Origin of the sequence: Ensifer adhaerens (genome assembly GCF_013283195.1) — a bacterium.
In the GTDB taxonomy this organism is placed as follows: domain Bacteria; phylum Pseudomonadota; class Alphaproteobacteria; order Rhizobiales; family Rhizobiaceae; genus Ensifer; species Ensifer adhaerens_G.
The window spans coordinates 3,398,586-3,420,142 of sequence record NZ_JABEKT010000001.1 but is presented as its reverse complement, the minus strand read 5'-3'; the positions used below and the strand labels follow the sequence as shown (position 1 = coordinate 3,420,142).

General features: G+C 62.1%; 18 protein-coding genes. 10 read left to right on the top strand and 8 right to left on the bottom strand.

Going from position 1 to position 21,557, the window contains the following annotated elements; all coding sequences use genetic code 11:
• Positions 1-33: 33 nt before the first annotated feature.
• On the bottom strand, positions 34-1,362 hold the full coding sequence (aptA, locus tag LPJGGPFB_RS16345; RefSeq protein ID WP_173420860.1) for an omega-aminotransferase AptA: 1,329 nt from the start codon (positions 1,360-1,362) through the stop codon (positions 34-36).
• Between the two features lie 347 nt (positions 1,363-1,709).
• Between aptA and LPJGGPFB_RS16340 the strand changes: the two genes are divergently transcribed.
• Both LPJGGPFB_RS16340 and LPJGGPFB_RS16335 read left to right on the top strand, forming a co-directional pair.
• A complete protein-coding gene (locus tag LPJGGPFB_RS16340) occupies positions 1,710-3,968 on the top strand; it encodes a glycoside hydrolase family 9 protein (RefSeq protein WP_345791029.1) in 2,259 nt (752 codons plus the stop codon).
• 12 nt (positions 3,969-3,980) lie between these two features.
• Positions 3,981-5,117 carry a Gfo/Idh/MocA family protein gene (locus LPJGGPFB_RS16335; protein WP_173420859.1) on the top strand — a complete coding sequence of 379 codons (1,137 nt, stop codon included), beginning with the start codon at positions 3,981-3,983 and terminating at the stop codon, positions 5,115-5,117.
• Here the strand turns inward: LPJGGPFB_RS16335 and LPJGGPFB_RS16330 are convergent.
• From LPJGGPFB_RS16330 to LPJGGPFB_RS16305, 6 genes are all read right to left on the bottom strand, one after another.
• Entirely contained in the window at positions 5,112-6,158 is a 1,047-nt protein-coding gene (locus tag LPJGGPFB_RS16330; RefSeq protein WP_173420858.1) for a Gfo/Idh/MocA family protein, read from the bottom strand. The two genes, LPJGGPFB_RS16335 and LPJGGPFB_RS16330, sit on opposite strands and share 6 nt — an antisense overlap.
• A gap of 239 nt (positions 6,159-6,397) precedes the next feature.
• Positions 6,398-6,742, bottom strand: a complete 345-nt coding sequence (locus tag LPJGGPFB_RS16325; protein ID WP_173420857.1) for an ArsR/SmtB family transcription factor — start codon at positions 6,740-6,742, stop codon at positions 6,398-6,400.
• Between the two features lie 119 nt (positions 6,743-6,861).
• The gene (locus tag LPJGGPFB_RS16320; protein WP_173420856.1) at positions 6,862-7,605 is read right to left on the bottom strand and encodes a HugZ family pyridoxamine 5'-phosphate oxidase; all 744 of its coding nucleotides are present in this window, start codon (positions 7,603-7,605) and stop codon (positions 6,862-6,864) included.
• 88 nt (positions 7,606-7,693) lie between these two features.
• On the bottom strand, positions 7,694-8,743 hold the full coding sequence (gene choV, locus LPJGGPFB_RS16315; protein ID WP_173420855.1) for a choline ABC transporter ATP-binding protein: 1,050 nt from the start codon (positions 8,741-8,743) through the stop codon (positions 7,694-7,696).
• Positions 8,740-9,585, bottom strand: a complete 846-nt coding sequence (gene choW / locus LPJGGPFB_RS16310; protein WP_173420854.1) for a choline ABC transporter permease subunit — start codon at positions 9,583-9,585, stop codon at positions 8,740-8,742. Before choW ends, choV begins: the two co-directional genes overlap by 4 nt.
• A gap of 80 nt (positions 9,586-9,665) precedes the next feature.
• Entirely contained in the window at positions 9,666-10,622 is a 957-nt protein-coding gene (locus LPJGGPFB_RS16305; RefSeq protein WP_173420853.1) for a choline ABC transporter substrate-binding protein, read from the bottom strand.
• Positions 10,623-10,870: 248 nt separating this feature from the next.
• Between LPJGGPFB_RS16305 and LPJGGPFB_RS16300 the strand changes: the two genes are divergently transcribed.
• The 8 genes from LPJGGPFB_RS16300 (at position 10,871) to LPJGGPFB_RS16265 (ending at position 20,727) form a co-directional block, all read left to right on the top strand.
• The gene (locus LPJGGPFB_RS16300) at positions 10,871-11,464 is read left to right on the top strand and encodes a thymidine kinase (RefSeq protein WP_173420852.1); all 594 of its coding nucleotides are present in this window, start codon (positions 10,871-10,873) and stop codon (positions 11,462-11,464) included.
• A gap of 145 nt (positions 11,465-11,609) precedes the next feature.
• The gene (locus LPJGGPFB_RS16295; RefSeq protein WP_173420851.1) at positions 11,610-12,008 is read left to right on the top strand and encodes a c-type cytochrome; all 399 of its coding nucleotides are present in this window, start codon (positions 11,610-11,612) and stop codon (positions 12,006-12,008) included.
• A gap of 165 nt (positions 12,009-12,173) precedes the next feature.
• Positions 12,174-13,262, top strand: coding sequence for a coiled-coil domain-containing protein (locus LPJGGPFB_RS16290; RefSeq protein ID WP_173420850.1), 1,089 nt, complete (start codon positions 12,174-12,176; stop codon positions 13,260-13,262).
• Between the two features lie 72 nt (positions 13,263-13,334).
• Positions 13,335-14,483 (top strand): hypothetical protein, encoded by a 1,149-nt coding sequence (locus LPJGGPFB_RS16285; protein ID WP_173420849.1) that lies wholly within the window; start codon positions 13,335-13,337, stop codon positions 14,481-14,483.
• Between the two features lie 2 nt (positions 14,484-14,485).
• Entirely contained in the window at positions 14,486-16,402 is a 1,917-nt protein-coding gene (locus LPJGGPFB_RS16280; RefSeq protein WP_173420848.1) for an AAA family ATPase, read from the top strand.
• Positions 16,403-16,421: 19 nt separating this feature from the next.
• Positions 16,422-17,711, top strand: coding sequence for a DUF6638 family protein (locus tag LPJGGPFB_RS16275; protein WP_173420847.1), 1,290 nt, complete (start codon positions 16,422-16,424; stop codon positions 17,709-17,711).
• A 3-nt stretch (positions 17,712-17,714) separates the two neighbouring features.
• Positions 17,715-18,938 carry a DUF2333 family protein gene (locus tag LPJGGPFB_RS16270; RefSeq protein ID WP_173420846.1) on the top strand — a complete coding sequence of 408 codons (1,224 nt, stop codon included), beginning with the start codon at positions 17,715-17,717 and terminating at the stop codon, positions 18,936-18,938.
• A gap of 109 nt (positions 18,939-19,047) precedes the next feature.
• Positions 19,048-20,727: a formate--tetrahydrofolate ligase gene (locus LPJGGPFB_RS16265; RefSeq protein ID WP_173420845.1), complete on the top strand. Its 1,680-nt coding sequence runs from the start codon at positions 19,048-19,050 to the stop codon at positions 20,725-20,727.
• A 197-nt stretch (positions 20,728-20,924) separates the two neighbouring features.
• On the opposite strand, the gene LPJGGPFB_RS16260 is transcribed toward LPJGGPFB_RS16265, so the two are convergent.
• The gene (locus LPJGGPFB_RS16260; protein WP_173420844.1) at positions 20,925-21,431 is read right to left on the bottom strand and encodes a DUF1993 domain-containing protein; all 507 of its coding nucleotides are present in this window, start codon (positions 21,429-21,431) and stop codon (positions 20,925-20,927) included.
• Positions 21,432-21,557 lie beyond the last annotated feature (126 nt).

Genomic DNA, 21,557 nt, shown 5'->3' with positions numbered 1-21,557 from the left:
GGGAAAGGGTCCTGTTCGCCGGTGGCGACGTTATCAGATATTGTTGACGAGCACGTCGCGAAGCTTGTCGAACAGCTCGTCGATCTCCGCCTTGGAGATGATCAGCGGCGGCGACAGCGCAATGATGTCGCCGGTGGTGCGGATCAGGAGGCCCTTCTCATAGGCCTTCAGGAAGGCGTTGAAGGCACGTTTGGTCGGTTCTCCGGCGATCGGCTGCAGCTCGATCGCGCCGATCAGGCCGACATTGCGGATGTCGATCACATTCGGGCAGTCCTTGAGGGAATGCAGGCCATCCTCCCAGTAGGAGGCCAGTTCTGCGGCGCGGGTCAGAAGGCCCTCTTCCTTGTAGGTGTCGAGGGTGCCGAGGGCTGCGGCCGAGGCGATCGGGTTGCCGGAATAGGTGTAGCCGTGGAAAAACTCGATCAGGTGTTCCGGGCCGTTCATGAAGGCGTCGTGGATTTCCGACGTCACGAACACCGCGCCCATCGGGATAACGCCGTTGGTGAGGCCCTTGGCGGTGGTGATGATATCAGGCGTCACGTCGAAATACTGGGCGGCGAAAGGCGTGCCGAGGCGACCGAAGCCGGTGATGACTTCGTCGAAGATCAAGAGGATGCCGTGCTTGGTGCAGATGTCGCGCAGCTTCTGGAGATAGCCCTTCGGCGGGATCAGCACGCCGGTCGAGCCTGCCACCGGTTCGACGATGACTGCGGCGATCGTCGAGGCGTCGTGCAGGGTGACGATGCGCTCGAGCTCGGTCGCGAGATCACCGCCATGTTCGGGCTCGCCGCGGGTAAAGGCGTTCTGGGCTGGCAGGTGGGTGTGCGGCATGTGGTCGACGCCGGTCAAGAGCGTGCCGAACATCTTGCGGTTGGAGACGATGCCGCCGACCGAGATGCCGCCGAAATTGACGCCGTGATAGCCGCGCTCGCGGCCGATCAGGCGGGAGCGCGAGCCGTCGCCCTTGGCGCGGTGGTAGGCGAGCGCCACCTTCAGCGCGGTCTCGACCGATTCCGACCCGGAATTGGTGTAGAGAACGTGGTTCATGCCCTCAGGTGCGATGTCGACCAGGCGGTTGGCGAGTTCGAAGGCCTTGGGGTGGCCGAGCTGGAAGGCCGGTGCATAGTCGAGCTCACCCGCCTGTTCGCGGATCGCCTCGGTGATCTTCGGGCGACAATGGCCGGCATTCACGCACCAGAGACCGGCGGTACCGTCGAGCACCGTGCGACCGTCATGGGTCGTGTAGTGCATGTCCTTGGCGCCGACGAACAGGCGCGGCTCCTTCTTGAACTGCCGGTTGGCGGTAAACGGCATCCAGAAGGCGCGCAGATCGTTCGGCGTGGTATTCAGACGGTTCGACATTCCAGTTCTCCTCGGCATGGTCCTGTGTCGGGCAGTCGCGCCCGTTCGGATTTTTTTACCCTTTGGTCAAACTATCAGGGCGCAGGTTCGGGTCAAGTCTGGAGAGCCGGCGCGTGAACGGGTTCAGGGCTCGCACCAGTTTGGTGGGTGGGTGTGATTTGCCGAAAGAATCACCTGTTCATTTCCGGCGGTGGGCGGGATTTTTCGTTGCAGGCGCGGACGTTTTCTCAAGTTTAACCTGTTTGCGTCAACGCTACCGCGCCGTGTATCGCCGGATCCATGGCTCGTGCTTTTGGCCGTCGTCCGGACGGTGCGATCCGGCGCCGAATGAAGCGGAGTGCGAGACGGTGTCGAGGTTGGGGATCGCGCAGGCGGCCATGGTCGTCCTATTTCTGCCCGGCGTGGCAGCAGGCGCCGACCTGATCGTCGACGGCCGTTTCGAGCATGGCCAGGACGGCTTCTGGGCCGGTGAGGGTGTGGCGCTGACGCGGGGCGGGGGCGAGCTTTGCGCCGACGTTTCGGCGGGCGGCGGTCCCTGGGACAGGCTCATCGGCGTCAACGGCGTGAAACTTGAACCGGGACTACACTACAGGCTTTCATTGTCGGCCGCGGCCGATCCTGTCCGTGCCGTGCCGGCCCGCATCCAGCGCGCGGCCGAGCCCTGGACGGTGCAGAGCGAGTTCAGCGTCGGCGGCGAGTCGGAGCGCGCATCGTTTTCGGCGGACTTCATGGCGTCGGACGAGGAGGAGGCTCAACTGGTCTTCCCGCTCGGCGGAGCCGACAAGCCCTCGCGCTTCTGTATCGACAACGTGTCATTAGTGGAGATTGCCGCACCTCCCGCTGCCACCAACCGGGCGAACAGGGGCCCGACCATCCGGGTCAACCAGCTCGGCTATTTCACCGATGGCCCGAAGCGGGCGACCGTGATCTCGGACGCGCGCCGCGCCATATCCTTCCAACTTGTCGATGCCGGCGATGTCGTCGTCGGCGAGGGGATGACCCGGCCGAGCGGGTTTGATCCGTCCGGCGGCGTCAGGACGCATGTGGCGGATTTTTCCGCCTATGCCGTTCTCGGTGACGGCTATCGACTGGTCTCCGGCGACTGGACGAGCGACCGCTTTTCGATCTCCGACAATCTCTATGGCCGTCTCACCGTCGACGCGCTCTCCTGGTTCTATCCGCAGCGCAGCGGCATCAAGATCCGCGGCGATATCGCCGGCAAGGCCTATGCGCGGCCCGCCGGCCATGTGGGTGTCGCACCGAACGAGGGCGACAAATCGGTTGGCTGCCTCAGTGGCGACGAAGCCGCATCACTCTACGGCGACTGGTCCTGCACCTATCGTCTTGATGTTTCCGGTGGCTGGTACGACGCCGGCGATCACGGCAAGTATGCGGTCAACGGCGCGATCTCCGCTGCTCAGCTGCTGGCGACCTACGAGCGCGCCAGCGCCTTCGGCGGGGCCAAATCGCCAGCCCTGCGCGATCAGCTTGCGCGCATTCCGGAAAACGGCAACGGCATTCCCGATCTGCTCGACGAGGCGCGATGGGAGCTGCAGTTCCTGCTTTCGATGATGGTGCCGGATGGCGAACCGCTTGCCGGGATGGTTCATCACAAGATCCATGACACCGAGTGGACGTCGCCGCCGATGCTGCCGAGCGAGGATCCGAAGCCGCGGGCGCTGCACCGACCCTCGACGGCTGCGACCTTCGACGTGGCAGCTGTTGCCGCACAGGCCTCGCGGCTGTTTGCCAAGGACAATCCGACATTTGCGGCAAAGCTGCTTTCGGCCGCCCGCAAGGCATGGGTGGCGGCCAATGCCAATCCGGTCCTGCTCGCGCCGAAATCGGACGGGAATTCAGGCGGCGGCGACTATGACGACGACGACGTTTCGGACGAACTCTATTGGGCTGCGACCGAGCTTTTCCTGACGACCGGAGACGCGAAGTATCTCGACGTCCTGCGCGCATCACCGCACTGGTCGGGCGATGTACTGCCGCCGAGCGGCGCCTTCCACTGGCGCAATGTTGCCGGCTTCGCCCGGCTGCAGCTGGCGCTCTACGGTGAAGCCTTGCCCAAGGCCGATCTCGACATGGTGCGACGCACGGTTCTGAATGCGGCCAGATCCTTCCTGCCGCTGCAGGCAGCCGAGCCGTTCGGGCAGATCTATCGCCCTGGAAATCACCAGTACGACTGGGGATCGAACCAGCTTATTTTGCAGAACATCATCGTCCTGTCGGCGGCCTTCGACCTTTCGGGCGAGAAGACTTTCCTCAATGCCGCGCGGGAAAGCATGGACTATCTTCTTGGCCGCAATGCCATGGCGATGTCCTACATCACGGGCTACGGCGCTCGCTCGCCGCAGAACCAGCATAGCCGCTGGTACGCGCATCAGCTGGACCCGGCCCTGCCTAACCCGCCGGTCGGATCACTTGCCGGCGGACCGAATTCGACGCCTGTCGATGCGATCGCCAAAGAGCGCCTGAAGGGCTGCGCCCCCCAGACATGCTATGTCGATGATATCGAGGCCTACGGATCCAATGAGATCACCATCAACTGGAATGCGCCGCTCGTCTATGTCGCGTCGTTCCTTGCCGACGCACGCTAGGAGGCTGCAGCGATGACCGGGATAGCCTTTGTCGGAACCGGCTTCGTTGCCGACTATTACATGACGACGCTTGCCAACCATCCGCAGTTGCGGCTCGTAGGCGTTTGGGACCGCGATGAAGCCCGCCTGACGGAGTTTGCCGACTATTGGAAGGTCAACCGCTACGCGACGCTGGAAGAGGCGCTGGCTGATCCGGCGGTCACGATCGTCGTCAACCTGACGACGCCGGAAAGTCACTACACCGTAAATCGGGCATCACTTCTCGCCGGCAAGCATGTCTATTGCGAAAAGCCGCTGGCCATGGACGTCGATGAGGCGAGCGAGCTGGTGGAACTGGCGCGCGAGCGGGCGCTGGTGCTAGGCGGCGCGCCGGCCAATGCGCTCAGCGAGGCGCACGCGCTTTGTGCCTCGCTGCTGGCGGCTGGTGCCATCGGCACGCCGCGCCTCGTCTACGCGGAAATGGAAGATGGCCCGGTGTTCAAGGCAAACTGGCGGGAATGGCGCAGCCGTTCCGGCGCCCGCTGGCCGGGCGTGCATGAGTTCGAAGTCGGCTGCACACTCGAGCACGCCGGCTACGCCGCAAGCTGGCTCGTTTCGCTCTTCGGCCCGGTTGCCGAGGTCAGCGCCGTTTCGGCCCTGACCTTTCCGGACAAGGGGCCGGGTACGGAACGGTTGCTGCTCGGTCCGGATTTCTCGGTCGGCTGCCTTTCCTTCCGCTCAGGCGTGACGGCGCGGGTGACCTGTGGGCTTGCGGCTCCGCGCGACCGGTCGCTGACCATCATCGGCGACAAGGGCACCATCGTCGTGCGCGACCTCTGGGACAACCGCTCGCCCGTTCATCTCGAGGCTTTCGGCGCCAGGCGCTCGCTGCAACAACGCATCCTCGACTGGGTCGAATGGAAGGTCGGTCGCAAGCTGCCTGTCCGGCTCTATGCCGGCAACAGGGTGCGCTATCCCGCCAAGGCCAGGACTGCAGCCTTGCCCGCCTATCCCTCGAAGATCGATTTTGTCGGCGGCATTGCAGCCCAGGCCGAGGCGATCACGCGTGGGGAGGCGCCGTTCTTTTCCGGAGCCACGGCACGTCACCTGACCGAAATCGTGCTTGCGCTCAACAACGGCCGCCAGGCCTACCGCCCACGCGATCTATGACGGAAGCAAAGCGCGGATCGTTTCGATGATTTCGATCGCCTGGACGCTGCGCGACGTCGGCATCAGGATGTGTTCGTGCCAGCCTTCCAGGATTGCAGCACTTGCCGCCTCGATCTCGAATTGCAACCCGTTGCCCGGGAACGGCAGGTCGAAACGCTGAAGACCGGGCAGGGAGACGCGTCTGGCAACCCGCGTCAGCGTCTTCGCCCACGGGCCCCTTCCTCTGGGTGCGATGGCCTTGCGCACCAGGCCGTTGCTGGCGAGAAACAGCCGACTGGCCTTCAGAAACGGAGCGTCGATGACGAGCGTTCCGCGGTCTCCATCGATGACGAAGCGGTTGTCTCCGTCACGGTCGAAGCCGCAGGAAAGATGTGCGTTGAAGCCGGTATAGGCGAGGCGCATTTCCGCCGAGAGGTCGACGCCCGTCGGCGCGCTTTGCCAGCGGCCGTCGATCGTATGCGGGCGCCCGAACAGGTTCAGACACAGCGAAAGCGGATAAATGCCGAGGTCGAGCAGCGACCCACCGCCGAGCCTGGCGTCGAAAAAGCGGTCTGTGGGGTCGAACGGCTTTTCATAGGCGAGCTCCGCCGTCACATGCCGAATGCGCCCCAGCGCCTCACCATCGAGCAGTGCGCGTGCCTTGTTGATCGCCGGCAGGAAGCAGGTCCACAGGCCCTCCATGGCAAAGAGGCCCTTGGCTGCGGCCAGTGCCGATAGCGAACGCGCGTCGTCGAACGAGGTCGTCAGCGGCTTTTCGACCAGGACGGCCTTATCCGCCGAAAGAAAGACGATGGCGTGTTCCAGATGCACGGCGTTCGGCGAGGCAACATAGACCGCGTCGATTTCAGGATCGGCGGCAAAGGCATCGATGCTGGAATGGGGGGTGATGCCGCCGAAGCGTTCGGCGAAGGCATCGGCCTTCTCCTGGCTTCGGGAATAGACAGCGGCCAGCACGGCGTTGCCGGTAAACTGGATGTCGGACGCAAAGCTGTTTGCGATCACGCCGGTACCGGCGATGCCCCAACGGACCTTGTCCTTCATAAACCCGATGTCCCGGCTGTTTCGCTCGGGGCGCATCCTGACCCGGAAACCTCAAGGCCGCGTAAACAACGGCGGCAAGCCCCAAGCAACCTTCAGAACGGAGGTTGCTTGGGCAGCGGGGCGCTTCGGCCGGGCAATGGCCTTGCCCCGTCTGCCGATCTTCCAGAAAAGAATAAGCCCCGCGCGATTGCTCGTGTGGGGCTACTTCAGGGCATGATCCCTGTTGCGGACTGATAAGGTCAGGCCGAGCGGCGGACCAAGGTCTTTTCTTCCACGGCATTTGCGTCGACGCCGTAGATATCGGAGAGCGTACCCAAAATCCTCATGACGGCGTCGGACGAACTGGAGTAGTAGATCGTCTGAGCGTCACGGCGAGTGCTGACCAGATTCTGGGCTCGCAGTTTGGACAGGTGCTGGGAAAGAGCGGACTGGCTCAAGCCCACCTTATTGGCCAATGCGCCGACTGCCATCTCTTCCTTGACAAGGGAATCGAGGATGAGAAGGCGCTTAGGGTTTGCCATGGCCGAGAGGAAGCCGGCTGCTATCTCGGCTTCATCATGTTTTTCAGGCGAAAGTGGCTGCATTGCGTGCTCCATGCGAAAATTACATCACACGTAGTTATGGTTGACGAAGGACGATAATTAGTCGTGATGCATAAAAGGGCAACTACCTACTGCAAGAAATGGGGGTATCTGGCGAGCGATTAACCGTAAAGTTCGCGCAAAAGTGGCCGTAACTCCGAGCTGTCCCGCATTGGCGCAGGAAACTCGAGCCGCTTCAATTGGTCGCCATAGGCCAGATCCAGGCCGGCGGCGTCGATGCCGACGACCTTCCAGTCGCCTTCCGGGGCGTTACAGAGCTTTTCAGCGTAAAACTTGACCGCTTCGGCGTGATCGGCGTTCATATGCTCGATGGCACCGGCTTCCATCGCTGCGAGTGATGCGGTGGCCGGTGATTCGATCACCAGATCCTCCGCCGTCAGCACGTAGGCGCGCCCGAAACCACCGTTAAGGCTCGCGCGTAACGGATTTAGACGGAAGAAACCGAAATCGGGGAAGTCGACATAGAGCTTCGATTTGGGGTGACGACGGACGAACCGCTCGCGGATGCGGGCGTGAGCGTCCGAATCGCGTTCAACCGCTTCGGCCTCGCACTGCACTGTGAGCCTTGGATGGGCGAGGGGATCGCCTTTGCCCGGTTCTCCCGTCAGCAGCGAGGCGCGCGTGTCGGCAAGCAGAGCCTTTGTGTGGGTCGACAATTTGGAAATCAGGATCAGCGGCACACCGTCGACATCCATGCCGACGAGGACGCGACTGACGAACGGGAAGCCGCCGCTCTCCGGTTCGATTGCCGCAAGCGAACCGCTGCGCGCACCGCGCAAGAGCGTATGCGCCAGCTTGCGCGCCTCGTCATCGGTTTCGCGCAATACGTTCGGCTTGTCGGTCATTCGTCTTCCTTCCTGAGCTTCGGTCCGGTTCCAGACGAAAAAGCCCGGAACAGGGTCCGGGCTTTTATTGGCTTCTTGTGCGCTTTCGTCAACTTTTGTTGCGGTGTCGCGTCAGGCCTTCAACGATGTTTTGCGCGTTGATCGTGCCGACCACGGAGCCATTGTCGACGACGCCGACGCTGCCCGGCTGGCGGGACATGGCGTCGAGGATATCGACGAGCGGTGTCGTCGGCTTGGCGGTTGCCGTCACGCCGGCAACCGTTGCTCCGCGTTGGACGCCGGTCTGCATCACGTCCTTGGCCGTCAGCATGGTGATCGGGTTCATGTGCTGAACGAAATCGGCGACATATTGGTTCGCCGGGTTTCTGACGATGTCTTGCGGCGTACCGCACTGGATGATGCGGCCGCCTTCCATGATGGCGATGCGGTTGCCGATGCGGAACGCCTCGTCGAGGTCATGACTGACGAAGACGATGGTCTTCTTCAGGCGACGTTGGAATTCGAGCAGTTCGTCCTGCAGCCGGGTTCGGATCAATGGGTCGAGCGCCGAGAACGGTTCGTCCATCAACAGGATCGGCGCGCCGGTCGCAAAGGCGCGGGCCAGGCCGACGCGCTGCTGCATGCCGCCCGAAAGCTCGTTGACCTTGCGGCCTGCCCACTTCGTCAGGTTGACGAGTTCGAGCTGCTCGCCGACGCGGGCCTTGCGTTCGGCGTCGGGCATGCCGGCAAGCTCAAGACCGAAGCCGACATTGTCGGCAACGGTGCGCCAGGGCAACAGCGCGAACTGCTGGAACACCATCGACACGGTGTGCATGCGGAAATCGCGCAGCGACTTGGGCGTGGTTCGATAGGGATTGAGCGGTCCATTGGCGGTCTTGACCTCGACCTCGCCGCGCACGACGGGTGCCAGGCCGTTGACGGCGCGAAGCAGCGTCGACTTGCCGGAGCCGGAGAGGCCCATCAAGACCAGGATCTCGCCCTCGTTGATCGACAGCGTTGCACCGGCGACGCCCAGCACCAGGCCGGTGGCCGCGCCGATCTCGTCGCGGGTCTTGCCCTGGTCGACCATCTGCAGCGCGGTCTGCGGATTGTTGCCGAAGATGATGTCGACATTCTTGAAAACGACGGCGTCGGTCATGCACCCTCTCCTTCGTCGGACGAGCGGAACAGGCGGTCGAGGATGATAGCCAGGATGACGATGCAGAGGCCGGCCTCGAAACCCTTGGCGACGTTCACCGAGTTCAGCGCCCGCAGCACGGGAACGCCGAGCCCGTTGGCGCCGACCAGCGCCGCGATGACCACCATCGACAGCGAGAGCATGATCGTCTGGGTCAGGCCCGCCATGATCTGCGGCATTGCGAAGGGTAGCTCGACCTTGCGCAGCACCTGGCCCGGTGTTGCGCCGAAGGCCTGTGCCGCTTCCACCAGCGACGGCGGCGTGGAGATGATGCCGAGGCGGGTGAGGCGGATGGGGGCTGGAATGGCGAAGATCACCGTTGCGATCAGGCCCGGCACCATGCCGAGGCCGAAGAGAATGAGCGCGGGGATCAGATAGACGAAGGTGGGGATCGTCTGCATCAAGTCGAGGATCGGGCGCATGACGGAATAGACCCAGGCGCGGCGCGCAGCGGCAATGCCGAGCGGAACGCCGACGGCCATGCTGACGACGCTGGCAGCCAGCACCAGAGCCAGTGTCTCGGTCGTTTCCTTCCAGTAGCCCTGGTTGATGATCAGCAGCAATCCGAGGCCGGTGAACAGCGTGATGCCGAGCGAACGGCGGAACCACCAGGCAAGCCCGGTGATGACTGCCACCACGATCAGCGGATGCGGCGTCTGCAGGATATAGAGCAGAATGCCGACGACGCCGGACAGGAAGCGGGCAAGTTGGTCGAAGAACAGCTCGAAGTTCGTCGTCAGCCAGTCGACGAACGCCTTGGCCCAGCCGCCGATGGGAATGCGGTATTCGGTCAGAAATTCCACAGGGGTGAATCCGTCTCGTCAGATCAACAATATCGCGCGATGCGGTGAAAAAAGGCGGGGTCCCCCCGCCTTGTCGTCGCTCAGAGCCCGAGCGCGGTCTTGGCCGCCGGGAGGCCTTCGCCGCCATCCTTGGTGGTCACGCCGGCGAGCCACGGTTCGATCGCCGTCGGGTTGGCCTTCAGCCATTCCGTGGCGGCGGCATCCGGTTCCTTGCCGTCGTTGAGGATCTTGCCCATGATCTCGTTTTCCATCTGCAGCGAGAACTTGAGGTTCGTGAGCAGCTTGCCGACATTGGGGCATTCGGTGGTGTAGCCGGCACGAACGTTGGTGAAGATGGTGGCGCCGCCGAAATTCGGGCCGAAGATATCGTCACCGCCGGAGAGGTAGGTAAGCTTGAAATTGGCGTTCATCGGATGCGGCTCCCAGCCGAGGAACACGATCGGCGCACCGTCCTTTTCGGAGCGGGCGACCTGCGCCAGCATGCCCTGTTCGGAGGATTCGACCACTTCGAAGCCCTTGAGGCCGAAGGTGTCCTTGTCGACCATGTCGATGATCAGGCGGTTGCCGTCATTGCCCGGCTCGATGCCATAGATCTTGCCTTCGAGCGCGTCTTTCTGGGCGGCGATATCCTTGAAGTCCTTGATGCCGAGTTCGGCACCCTTGGCGTTGGTCGCCAGCGTGTATTTCGCGCCTTCGAGGTTCGGGCCGAAGGATTCGACCGACTTGTCGTCGAGATAGGGGCGAACGTCGTTTTCCTGGGTCGGCATCCAGTTGCCGAGGAAGACGTCGATGTCCTTGTTCTTCAGCGAGGTGTAGGTGACCGGAACCGAGAGAACCTTGATTTCCGTCTGATAGCCGAGGCCCTTGAGCACGGCGGAAACCGTGGCGGTGGTGGCTGTGATATCCGTCCATCCAACGTCGGAGAAACGGACCGTGCCACAGTTTTCAGGCTCGGCCGCCGCGGCGTTTCCAGCAACAAGGGCAGCCACCGAAACGGCGCCAGCGAGCATGAATTTGAGAGAGAGTGCTTTGTTCATCGTTGTCGTTCCCCTGCCTCTATTATTGTTTTAGCCAAACACCATTGGATAGCGAATTCAAGCGCTTTGATGTCGAAGGAAGTGTATTGCGTCAATACGCGGACGGGATGCACGCTGCGACGCAGAATGTCGCAATGCCCACGAAATGGTCAAGTCGGGCGAAAAACTGTGGGTCGCGCAAACAGGCTCTGGCCTTCGGGGCCAAGCCTCGTCATGTACCGGCGAGACGATTCCGGAAACGGTAGGATATGGCCAAACTCTATTTTAGCTATGCCACGATGAATGCGGGCAAGAGCACGTTGCTGCTGCAGGCATCCTACAACTATCAGGAACGCGGCATGCGCGTCGTCATGCTGATCGCGGCATTCGACGACCGGGCGGGCACCGGACGCATCTCGTCGCGCATCGGTCTCGATGCGGACGCCATCCCCTTCCATGGCGGCGACGATCTCCACGCGTTGATTGAAAAGCTCAACACCGACGGCATGGGCAAGATTGCCTGCGTCTTCGTCGATGAAGCCCAGTTCCTGGACGAAGAGCAGGTCTGGCAGCTGGCGCGGGTCGCCGACCGGATCGGTATCCCCGTCATGGCCTACGGGTTGCGCACCGATTTCCAGGGCAAACTCTTTCCGGGCTCGATGGCGCTTCTGGCCATTGCCGACGAACTGCGCGAAGTGCGCACGATCTGCGACTGCGGCCGCAAGGCGACGATGGTCGTCCGTCTCGATGGGCACGGCAACGTCGTTCGCGAGGGCGCCCAGGTCGAGGTCGGCGGCAACGAGAAATATGTCTCCTATTGCCGGCGCCACTGGGAAGACAAGATGCGTTGCGACCCCGCCTGACGCCTGAAACCGGATTCGTTTCGCGGCCGCCTGTCTGGCGTTTGGAGTGTTGCGGCACTCCTTGGGCCCACTTGGCTGCAGTGCGACTGCATAGCGCCTTGAAAGCTGCGCAGTCGGGGGATCATGCTGATCCGGTTTCTCCTCGATGAGGTTCGCAATGCTGCGTCTGCTTCCGTCTCTTTTCATCTGCCTCTGTCTCGGGGCGACGCCCGGCCATGCCGGCGGCGACGCCAAGGCGGGGGCTGCCGTCTTCCGCAAATGCGGGGCCTGCCACACGGCTACCGAACCTAACAATCGTGTTGGGCCGAGCCTTATGGGCGTCATCGGCCGTCCGGCCGCGTCTGTCGCCGACTACAGCTATTCGGAAGCCATGAGGGCTTTCGGTTCACAGGGGCATGTCTGGGACGAGGCGACGCTGAGCGAGTATCTGCTCAGCCCGAAGGCGATGGTGGGCGGCACAAAGATGAGCTTTGTTGGCCTGAAGAAGCCGCAGGATATTGCCGACGTCATTGCCTATCTCAGGGATCCGGCGGCCGCCAGGTAGGCAATGCCTTCGATATCTCAAGCACTTCGACGGGACGGTTGACCAAAAAAGCCGGCCGGCTAGACTTGTTCTCTTTCGATAAACACCCTTTATATAACTGCAATCGAAGGCTGAATAATTTGGCCCGGATGGCATCTGTTGCCTCGATCGATCCAGGGGGATGATATGGCTTCGCTTCAGAATTTTGACGCGGAAATCGAGAAGACGAAAAGCGTTGTCGAGCAGATGCGCGGCAAGCTCGAACAATCAGGCGTCGTGCTGGAGCAATTTGCCAAGTCGGAGACCAAGCTCGGCGACGTCAATTTCGATATCGAGAACGCCCGCATTCAGGACGTGATCAACCAGCAGAAGGTGATGGAGGCCAACATCGCCGACCTGATCATCGGGCTGGAAGATGCGACGAACATCTTCGGTACCGAGTTCGAGAGCATGAAGAACTATACCGGCTACGAGAAGTTCATCGGTATCTTCTCCAAGCAGAAGATGCAGCGTTTGCGCACCGACCGGGTGCGCAACATGTCGCTTGCCGGCAACCTGCAGGAGTTGCTGTCGAAGTCCGACACCATTGTCGGCATCCTCAAGGACCAGAAGTCGATCCTCGACCAGCGTTACAAGACCTCTGAGCAGAGCCTGATCCAGGTGATCGAGCGCCGCAAGGGCACCATGGCCAATCTGGAAACGGTGCAGAAGCGCATCGAGGAATTGAACCCGCTGCTGCTCGACATCGAAAACCGCATTGCCGCATCGACCGAACAGAAGGTGCGCACCGAGCTTGAAGGCGAACGCTCGGCACTGGCGACGGAATACAACGAGAAGCAGGCCAAGGAGCAGGAGCTTCTGGCCGAAAGCCAGACGCTTGAGCGCTACACCTCGATGTTCCAGACCTTCGTCGATTCGCTCAACAACCAGATCGCGGCGCAGAACACGCTCATCAACAAGCTGACGATCGATACCGAGCAACGCATCGTGCTCTACAAGGCGCTGGAAGATTCGTTGAAGACCGCGGCACAGCAGGATGTCGCCCACAAGATCAACACGCTCGGAAGCCAGGTCGACACGGCCGCTGAAGAGACGATGGCCGGCATCGGCGCTGCCGCCCAGCGCCATATCGGCGACCTCCTGGAAATGCATGAGAAGAACATGCTGTCGACGCAGGACATCCAGCGCCGCAAGAAGCTGGCCGACGACGCCTTTGCCCGGCGCTTCCAGGCGGTCATGGACAAACACAACACTGCCAACTACGTGAAGCAGTGATCGGCGCGAGCACATGGGCATGCGCATGAAACGGTTCGACTTTGCCTTGCGCTACACGCCAGGGGGAACGGCATGAAAATTGCCGCATCCCCCGCCGTTGCGCAGTATTTTGCCTCGATCCATTCGGCGCTGGCCGGGCTAGAGCTGTTTCTTGGCGACCGCAATTCGCCGCTCTATCGCAACACCGTGGTCGGCGAGGTGATCGTTCCATATCTGGCCCGGCTGAAAGCTTCGATCGCCTGCTGGGAAAACCGCATCGGCTTCGTCGACCAGTTCCGGATCTCCCGGGCCGAGAGTGGCTTTCCGGTTTTCCAGAACGTGCTCGAACTCGAAAACGACCGCCAGACGGCCGCAAAGCGGCTTGCGGACATTCCGTCGGCCGATGCACTGCGCGAGGAGATGGCCGATTTCATCCTGCGGCAGAAAGCGTTTCCCGAGGCGCTGCAAGCGCGCATGGCGGAGCGCCTCTACCTCGAGCAGATCGGCAAGGGCGAGATCTTTTCACCCTTCATCCTGCCGGAAACGATCCGCGTCGCCGTCAACCCGAAGACGATGCGGCCCTATTACGTGGTGAGCTGGGGCGCCTTCGACGGCACCCAGACCCTGCCGATGGTTTACATGGCGACGATCGAGGATTCGTCGGAGAAGATCGTCGAGATGCTGGTGACCGAAGACGGCAAGCTCAATCCGCAGGTCGAGATCCCGCTGCCGGTCGGCGGCCTGCTCAATCCGGAGCTTGCCAGCCGCTTCGATGATTTCGCCTCGAAGAACAGCACCTATTCGCTGACGCCGGTGACGATTGCCACCAACATGGACAAGGATTTTCCCGAGCTGCACCCCAAGCAGTTGCGGCGCATCGTGCTTGGCCCGTTCTATTCGGCCGGGATCACCGAGAACAATGCCAAGATCAACGAGATTCTGTCCAAGGTGCGCAAGCCGGAAAATGCCTGGCTGCTGACCTGGACCGTGCAGGAGGTGTTTTCCAAGGCCGAACGCGCCGCCAAGCGCGGCTTCTGGTCGACGACGCCGGCGCAGGAAGAGTTCCACATCGACACCGACAATCTGGAGGCGACGCGCATGGGCGTCTCGTCCTACGAGAAACACGCGCTGGTGCCGCACGATGCCTACCAGGCGCTTTATGCCGCGGGCGAAGCGGAGCAGGTCTTCGGCGACTACAAGGTGCATGTCATCTCCGGTAACCAGGTCGTGAGCGAGGTTTAAACATGACACTCAATGCCGGGCTGACGACGCTGCACGAAGACGAGATCGCCAGGCACCAGGCAGTCGCGCAAGGGCTGGTGACCAAACTGGTGATCCTCGAGCGCGACGAGGGCCCGGCCGGCGCGCCGCTCGCCGGCACCGGACGGCGGTTCGTCTCGACGGTATCGACCGGTGGCCAACGCCGCACCCGTGAGGTCGAGCTTGCGCGCACGGTCCAGGCGGTGCGCCAGGGCGACCCGATGCTGTCGCCGGCACAGCACGCAGTTCTCTACCGCGCCCGCCGCGGCATCCAGGTGGCGCTCGCCGTTGCCGACGTCTTTGCACGCCAGACGAGCCTCGAGCAGTTGCAGGCCCGCAACTTGACCGCGCCGCTTGCCGGAGAGGATGGCAACCAGTTCAAGGCGCTGCTGAACGCCTCTGCCTATATCTCGGCCTTCACCCTTGCCGCCTATCTCGGCGCGACCCTCTCGGGAGAAGGCGAGCCGGTCGACGATGCGGTCGAGCCGGACTTCCTGTTCGACACGCCGCAGGACGCCTTGAAGGGGCTGATCGCCGCACTCGACCGCAGCATTGCAGGGGCGGCCGACGATCTGGCGCTGACGGCGCGTGCACGCGCCTTTTCGCGCGTCGCCATCGAAGGGCTGATTGCGCGCAAGGGCCGCTTTACCGGTCTGCAGAGCTTCGAGAACGTCCATATCCGTCTCGATCAGGACGATTTCACGCTCAATGGCTTCGACGTGGCGCCCGGCCAGAAGCGCAAGCCGCTTGTCATGACGTTCAAGAAGCCGGAAGAGATCATCGGCAACCATATCGCCAAGTATCAGGCGCTGAAGCTCGCCAAGATGCTGATGGCCTATGACTTCGACCGGCAGATGAACCCCTTCGTCGAACTCGGCGGCTTCCTCTTCACCTTCATCGGCGACGGCATGCCCGGCACCGGCAAGACGATCCTGATCCAGATGCTCGCCGGCATGCTCAACGAATATTGCGAGATCGCCGGCTATGCCTTCCATTACGAAAACTTCGGCGTCGACCAGATCTCGTCCTATCAGGGCAAATCAGGCCAGAACTGCAAGGAATTCGTCAACAACGTCATCAACCCGCGCGCCATCGGCTTCGGCACCATCGACGACGTCGACCAGGTGGCGGCCAAGCGCTCCGACGACCGGGCATCGGCCGGCCAGCATGAGGTGACGGCGGTGCTGATGGAGAGCTTTGCCGGCGCCTCGACGGTGGTGCGCGGCAACTGCACCTTCGGCATGTTCTCCAACTACCCTGAGAATGTCGACGATGCGCTGAGGCAGCGCGCCGGCGCCCGCTGGCTGGTCGATGGGCCGCAGACGGAAGACGACTACATCGACATCTTCGCGCTGCTGGTCGGCAAGAACCACAAGATCCCGCTTGGCGAACACGCGCTGTTCGAAGGACAGGAGATCAAACGCGCCGTGTCGCAATCCTACGAGGCGCATTCGCGACCGCAGGAAGAGGGCCTCGTTTCCGTCTGGGAGCGATACCAGAAGGAGAAGGGGGCGCTCGCCACGCTTGCCGACGTCGGCGCCTATTTGCACATGATCAAGGAAGCGGAACCGCGCTTCACCGGCCGGGCGATCAAGAACATTACCGATGCGATCAAGCTCAGGGCGATGGATGTCGAATTGCCCGACGAATGGTTCAAGGACGCCGGCTCGTTCATGCACAAGGGCTATGACGAGAAGAAAGCGATGATCGAGGCGCTGCGCGGCCCGATCTCCATCGACATGGTGCTGCAGGAAATCAACCGCTACGCCGACAGCGAATTCCGCTACACCGACAAGTCCGACGATGCCGCCGTCACCGACATCATCCGCCGCGAGCGCCAGCGCGAAAAGGCGATCCGCGAGATCGAGGCGATGAAGCGCGACGGCCGGTGGCAGGGGTGATGGCGGGGAGCACTGACCGATGAAACGTCTGCTCGAAGCCGAGCTCATCTATGGACGGCTGCTCGATATTTCCGAGCCGCATCTGATTGCGCGCTACAACAAGGCGCTGCAGGGCTTTGGCTTGCGTCCCACAGCCTTGGAGCGCTTCAGCATCGACATGACCGGATTTTCGCCGGAGATTGCCGACGAGCTCGGTGACCGCGACTATCTCGACCCGAACCGGGTGAACCGCCGCTTCATCATTATGACGCCGGATCAGGCGGAGCTGCCGGTGGTGCATACGAGCTTTTCCAACACGGCGGCGTTGATGCACGAGTTCTTCAACGCCAACAGCCGCGCCATCAACGCGGTGACGATCAAGGATGCGCTCTACGGCGAGATCGAGGATTCGGTTTCGATCGTCGACGATATCGACGACCTCTTGTCGATCAATGAGGTTCGCTTCCGGGTGCTCTCAGCTGAGGACATGCTGGGCAAGGCGGCAGAACTGCGCGGTCTGGTCGACCGCCTGAAGAAGGTGCCCACCGCCTGGACGGACGACGTGATGCTCAACCGCATGGTCGAGCTGGCGAAGGTGACGGGCGATATCCGACAGAATGCGCTGGTGCCCGATCAGCTGGTTTTCCGCCACGATGCCTTCTGGGCCAATCATTTCGGCGGCGTCTATGTCTTCCTCGACGACAAGACAACGACGGTTATCTGCGACCCATCGGTTCCCGGTTTTCGCCGATCGCGGCCCTGGCAGGTGAGCTACATCGCCATCGACGATCACGCCCGCATTTACGATTTCCTCGCCTCGACCAAGCGGCTGCAACTGCCGCAGGCGTCCTGGGTCGAGGAATCAGGGCTCTACCAGCATCGGGCCGACATGGTGGTGCGCGGGCTCATCAACGACGCCGACCCGACGGCGGATTTGGCCGGCGCCGACCGGATCTGGCTGCAGACCTGGATGCACCGCAATGCCGCACTCGTTGCCCGGGACGGCGCCTATCCTTTCCTGCAGGAAATGCTGCGCACCGTGCAAACGACCGGCGGCATCCGGATGCAGGATGTCGCTCCGGCCAACCGCTTCATGCTGGTGAGGGCATCGCCCAGCCATCCCGATCAGTGGCTGGTCAATCGCCTGATCGCCCAGCTCGTTCCTCGCGATTTCGTCTCCCGCTTCGTCTTCGACAAGCAGGGGTTTTATGACGCCTACGAGCGTTACAGCGAAAAGTTCAGGGAATATGTTGTGGCGACACTGACCGGGACATATCTCAAAGACAAGGCGGCCTTCCGCCGCAAGCTTTACGGCCTCAGAGAGGAATAGGACATGTTTGATCCGATCGTCGCGTTTTTCCAGCGTGTCTTTACCGCGATCGGCCGCGGCATCGGCCTGGCCGTTGCGTGGCTGCTGTGGCCGTTCGTGGCACTTGGAAACTGGTATCGCCAGCGCAGCTGGATCATCAAGGGACCGATCGGCATCATCCTGCTCGGCCTGATCTTCTTCTATGGCTACTTCGTCTGGCAGACCCAGGCCTGGACGAACTTCAACCCTGACTACATCGACCGTTACAAGCTCGCCGAGCGCAAGGTGCCGGCCGGTTCGCCTGTGAGCGGACCGGGGGCGACGACAGGGCAGACGACGACAGGCGCAGCTGCAGCCAACCAGGCGGCAGTCGCCACGCCGCCGGCCGAAGTGACGCCCGAGGCGCTCGCCGCCGTGCAGCTGCCGGCCGGAACCCAGTGCCAGACCTCGGCGATCGTCGATGTCACGGCCGACCTCATCGATTTCAACGTCAACGAGAATGCCTGGATCTCGTCGATGCTGCTCTACAAGACCGGCTTCTTCGGCCTCGACTGGGACGATACGCCCTGGCTCGACAACAAGGCATCGTTCCAGCGCGGCATCAACCAGGCGGTCCGCCGCACCTCGGTGGAGCTCGTCGATTCGCTCGGGCGCGTTCGCGGCACCTCCGGCATCAACAACGACCTGCAGCGCGCGCGGGGCAACATCCAGTTCGACGAGGAGACTTGGTACTTCGGTCTCAATCCGTTCGGCCCGAAGACGCCGACACCGAGCTTCTATCGCGCCGCCATGAAGGACATGCGCGCCTTCAACGCTTCGCTTGCCAAGTGCGACGCCGTCTTCGACGGCCGCGCCGATAACCTGGTCGAATTCCTCGACCGCATCGCCAACGACCTCGGCAACACCTCGGCGATCATTCGCGAGCGCTCGGAAAACCACAATGGCGGCTGGTTCGACACGCGCGCCGACGACCGCTTCTGGTTCGCCTACGGCCAGCTCTATGGCTATTACGGCATCCTTTCGGCTGCCGGTGCCGACTTCGAGAACGTGGTTGCCCAGCGCGGCCTGACGCCGATCTGGACGGAAACGATCAAGCAGCTGCGCTCGGCGCTTCGCATCCAGCCGCTGATCATCTCCAACGGCGAGGAGGCCGGCTGGATCATGCCGACGCATCTGGCGACCATGGGCTTCTATATCCTGCGGGTGCGCTCCAACATCGTCGAAATGCGCGACATTCTTGCACGCTGAATTTTATGCCTGAAGGCGGCGGCTCCGACCGGAGCCGCTGGAAACAAGCTTCATCCCATGAAGGGGTGCGGCAAAAGAAAAAATGCAGCTTGGGGGGAGGGGAAAACCCATGGCGGAGGTCAAGTCCGATATCGAAATCGCGCGTGCCGCGAAGAAGAAGCCGATCCTCGAGGTGGGCGCAAAGCTCGGCATTCCGCCGGAGCATCTGCTGCCCTACGGGCATGACAAGGCGAAAATCAGCGCCGATTTCATTGCAGCCCAGAAGGACCGCAAGAACGGCCACCTGATCCTGGTGACGGCAATCAACCCGACGCCCGCCGGCGAAGGCAAGACGACGACGACCGTCGGTCTCGGCGACGGGCTCAACCGCATCGGCAAGAGGGCGGTCGTCTGTATCCGCGAGGCGTCGCTCGGCCCCTGCTTTGGTGTCAAGGGCGGGGCGGCCGGTGGCGGCTATGCCCAGGTGGTGCCGATGGAGGACATGAACCTTCATTTCACCGGCGATTTCCACGCCATCACCTCCGCCCATAACCTGCTTGCGGCGCTGCTCGACAACCACATCTACTGGGGCAATGAGCAGAACATCGACATCAGGCGCATCACTTGGCGACGGGTGATGGACATGAACGACCGGGCGCTGCGCAGCATCGTCGGTTCGCTCGGCGGCGTCGCCAACGGCTACCCGCGCGAGACCGGCTTCGACATCACCGTCGCCTCCGAGGTCATGGCGATCCTCTGCCTCTCGACGGATCTGAAGGATCTGGAAAAGCGCCTGGGGAATATCATCATTGGTTACCGGCGCGACAAGAGCCCGGTCTTTGCCCGCGACATCAAGGCGGATGGCGCAATGACGGTGCTCTTGAAGGATGCGATGCAGCCGAACCTGGTGCAGACGCTGGAGAACAACCCGGCCTTCGTGCATGGCGGCCCGTTCGCCAACATCGCCCATGGCTGCAACTCGGTGATCGCGACCACGACGGCGCTCAAGCTTGCGGATTACGTGGTGACCGAAGCCGGTTTCGGCGCCGATCTCGGGGCGGAAAAATTCTTCGACATCAAGTGCCGCAAGGCGGGGCTCAAGCCCGATGCCGCTGTCATCGTCGCCACTGTGCGCGCGATCAAGATGAATGGTGGGGTCAAGAAGGACGATCTCGGCAAGGAAAACCTGGAGGCGCTGCGCAAGGGTTGCGCCAATCTTGGCCGCCACGTGCAGAACGTGAAAAAATTCGGCGTGCCGGCGATCGTGGCGATCAATCATTTCACCTCCGACACCGAGGCCGAGGTGCAGGCAATCAAGGATTATGTCGCAACGCTCGGTGCCGAGGCCGTGCTCTGCCGCCACTGGGCCGAAGGCTCAGCCGGCATCGAGGAACTGGCACGCAAGGTGGCCGAGCTTGCCGAGGGCGGCCACTCGCAGTTTTCGCCGCTCTATCCCGACGAGATGTCGCTGTTCCACAAGATCGAGACGATCGCCAAGGACATCTACCATGCCAGCGAAGTGATCGCCGACAAGTCGGTGCGTGACCAATTGCGCACCTGGGAGGACCAGGGTTATGGCCACCTGCCGATCTGCATGGCCAAGACGCAATATTCGTTCTCGACCGACCCCAACCTGCGCGGCGCGCCGACCGGACACGCGGTTCCTATCCGCGAAGTCCGGCTTGCTGCAGGAGCGGGTTTCGTCGTCGTCATCACCGGCGAGATCATGACCATGCCCGGCCTGCCGAAGGTGCCGTCGTCGGAGAAGATTTATCTCAACCAACAGGGCTACATCGAAGGGCTGTTCTAGAGCGTTTCCGATTTAGACGGAAACACAGAAACGCTCTATGTCTCTGTTTTTACGCAATTCCTGACGGAAAACCGCTCCGCACTTTTCCTGGAAATGCTTTAGCCGATCGCAAGGATCGACAACGCCTCAAAACGAAATCGATTTGAGGCGTTGTCGACTGACGTTACAGCTCCGCACCTTCCATTTCATGCACAGCCTCAGCTGAGGCTGATGAAGTCTGCCTTGCCGACCGGAACACCCTTGTGGCGCAGGATGTCGTAGGCCGTGGTCAGATGGAAATAGAAGTTCGGCAGAACGAACTTCAGCAGATAGTCCTCGCCGGAGAGCGTCATCTTCAGCTTGGTGAAGTTGAGTGTGACCTCGCGGGTCTCGCTGCCGTCGAGGTCGGCCGGCCGGACCGTTTCGAGGAACGCCACCGACTTGCCGATGCGCTCGCGCAGATCCGCAAACGTCTTCTCCTCGTCAGGAAAGCTCGGCACTTGGAGATCGGTCAGCCGGGCGATGGTGCCCTTCGACGTGTCGCTGGCGCGCTGGACCTGGCCGGAGAACGGCAGCATGTCGGCGGTGAGCCGGGCGTTGACGAGATCGTCGAGCGAAAGGCCCGTTTCGCCGGCATGGGCCTCGGCCTTGTCGAGCAATTTGCCGAGGACAGCGAAGCCATGGACGAAAGTGGGAACGGAGAGCCGGTACATTGTGAGTGCCATGGTGGTTCCTCGGGTGTTGGGGGATTGCGATTTGCCTGGACTGCTATCTGGGAAAGGAAACCGGATCCGACAAGGCGCCGGCGTTGCCTTTGTTGGCCTGGGTGTGCTGCGGAATGTTCATGAGAG